This is a genomic window from Streptomyces sp. NPDC013455 (assembly GCF_040632975.1).
Lineage (GTDB): Bacteria > Actinomycetota > Actinomycetes > Streptomycetales > Streptomycetaceae > Streptomyces.
Window position 1 is genome coordinate 1 of sequence record NZ_JBEYCX010000065.1, and the last position, 2,762, is coordinate 2,762.

The 2,762-nt window shown below is 69.8% G+C and carries 2 protein-coding genes; both read right to left on the reverse strand.

Translation table 11 applies throughout. From position 1 onward, the window contains the following. Positions 1-1,668 (reverse strand): condensation domain-containing protein (locus tag ABZ576_RS34265; protein WP_360749998.1); only part of this gene is annotated, 1,668 nt, incomplete at its 3' end. Continuing rightward, the coding region (locus ABZ576_RS34270; protein ID WP_360750002.1) for a non-ribosomal peptide synthetase at positions 1,668-2,762 on the reverse strand (1,095 nt) is incomplete at its 5' end. The genes ABZ576_RS34270 and ABZ576_RS34265, both read right to left, overlap by 1 nt.

Sequence of the window (2,762 nt, forward strand, 5' to 3'; positions counted from 1 at the left end):
CTTCAACACGGCCAGCAGCGCAACGATCAGGTCGGCCCCCCGTTCCAGACACACCCCCACCAACGACTCAGGACCAACACCCCGAGCCACCAGATAACGAGCCAGACGGTTCGCCCGCGCGTCCAATTCGGCGTAAGAGAGCGCCACGTCACCGGCGACCACCGCGACCGCGTCCGGCACACGGGCGACTTGGGCCTGGAACAGCTCCGGCAGCGACCCCGCCCCGACCGCAGCCGCCGTGTCGTTCCACTCCACCAGCACCCGGCGACGCTCAGCCTCATCCATCACCTGGACAGCGCTCAGCCGGACCCCCGGATCCCGCACCAACGACTCGATCGCCCGCACCCAACGGGCCACAATGCGCTCGGCCGTCTCCACATCGAACAGATCCGCCGAAGCGACCACCGAACCACGCAACCCCGCCGGCGCACCCTCCGCGTCAAACACCTCGGACACCGACGCGTCCAGGTCGAACTTGGCCGCGGACTCGCTGGTCGCCGGACCGTTCTGCACGGCGGCGCGCTCGCCGGATGTCGACGGGGCCGGCGCATCGCCCGCGCCCATGCCTGGCAGGTCGAGGACCGCCTCACCGGTGTTCTGCACCTTCAGCATGACCTGGAACAGCGGGTGCCGGGACAGGGAACGCGTCGGCGCCAGTTCCTCCACCAGCTTCTCGAACGGCACCTCCTGGTGCTCGAACGCCGCCCAGCCGGCCTGCCTCACCCGCGAGAGCAGCTCGATGAACGTCGGGTCGCCCGACACGTCCGTACGCAGGACGAGGGAGTTGATGAAGAAGCCGACCAGATCGTCGAGGGCGACGTCCGTACGCCCGGCCACCGTCGCGCCGATCGGGATGTCCGTGCCCGCACCGAGGCGGGAGAGCACGGCGGCGAGGGCTGCCTGCAGCACCATGAAGGGGGTGACGCCCTCGGCCTTCGCCAGCTCGGCGAGGCGCGCGTGCACCTCGGCGGGCACGGTCAGCGGCACCTTGTGACCACGGTGGGAGGGCACGGCCGGCCGCGGACGGTCGACGGGGAGCTCCAGCTCCTCCGGAATGTCCGCCAGCACCTCACGCCAGTAGGCCATTTGGGTGGACATGACACTGTCGGGGTCCGACTCGTCGCCGAGCAGTTCGCGCTGCCAGAGCGTGTAGTCGGCGTATTGGACGGGCAGCGGCTCCCACTCGGGGACCTTGCCCTCGCAACGCGCCGCATAGGCGACAGACAGGTCACGGGCCAGCGGCTGCTTGGACCAGCCGTCGCTCGCGATGTGGTGCATCACCAGGACGAGCACCTGCTCGTCGGTGCCTGCGGAGTCCGTGGAGAGCAGGGAGGCCCGGATCGGTATCTCGGTCGACAGGTCGAAGGTGTACGCAAGGGTATCGGCAACCAGGCCGTCGAGCTCTGCGGGGGCGACCTCGGCCACCGTCAGCGCCCAGTCCAGGTCGGCCATCTCCAGGATGTGCTGGTACGGCTCGCCGTCCGCGACCTTGAAGACGGTGCGCAGCACCTCGTGGCGGCCGATCACGTCCCGCAGGGCCGCACCGAGCGCCTCGGCGTCGATCCCTCCGGAAAGCCGCAGCACGACCGGGATGTTGTACGTGGAGCTCGGCCCCTCGGACTGGCTGATGAACCACAACCGACGCTGCGCAAAAGACAACGGAATCATCAGGACTCCTCCTGGTTACGCATCGGCCGCAACGCCGGCCTTGCTTTCTTTTGGTTGGCAAGTTGTTCTGCGAGTGCTGCCACGGTCGATGCCTGGAGGAGCACCCGGAGCGGGACCTCGACGCCCAGCTCGGCGCGGATCTTGCTGGTCAGGCGGACGGCGAGCAGCGAGTGGCCGCCGAGTGCGAAAAAGTCGTCGTCGACGCCGACTTCGGAGAGGCCCAGCAGTTCGGCGAAGGCTGCGCAGAGGATTTCTTCCTCGGGGGTGGCGGGTGCGCGTCCGGTTCCGGCCGAGCCGGAGGCATCGGGGGCGGGGAGGGCCTCGCGGTCGAGTTTGCCGTTGGCCGTCAGCGGGAGTGTGTCCAGGACGACGACCGCGGACGGGACCATGTACTCGGGCAGCCGCTGACCGGCGAACGCCTTGACCGCCTCGCCCAGCTGCCCGCCCACCTCCTCCCGGTCGGCGGGGACGACGTAGGCGACGAGGCGGGTGTCGCCAGGGATGTCCTCGCGGGCGACGACCGCCGCCTGGGCGACCTCGCGGTGCGCGGCCACGACGGCCTGGACCTCACCGGGCTCGATCCGGAAACCACGCACCTTGACCTGCTCGTCGGCGCGGCCCAGGTATTCGAGGAGCCCGTCCGCGCTCCAGCGGGCCACGTCCCCGGTGCGGTACATCCGCACCCCCGGCTCGAAGGGGTTCGCGATGAAGCGTTCCGCCGTCGGACCCGGACGCCTGACGTACCCCCGGGCGAGCTGGGCGCCCCCGATGTACAGCTCACCCGCGACACCCGGAGCGACCGGCTGGAGATACTCGTCGAGGACGTACAAGCGGGTGTTCGCGATGGGACGCCCGATCGGGACGGACTCCCCGACCTCCTGGCCCGCTGCGATCTCGAAGACACAGCAGCCGACCACGGTCTCGGTGGGCCCGTACTCGTTGACGATCACGGACTCAGGAGCCCGCGAGAGCCAGTCGCGAACCACCGATCCGGGCAAGGCCTCACCACCCACGACCCACGTACGCGCCGCAGTGGCCGCCTCCTTGCGCGACAGCAACTCTGCGAGGAGCGGCAGATGCGCAGGGACGGCCTT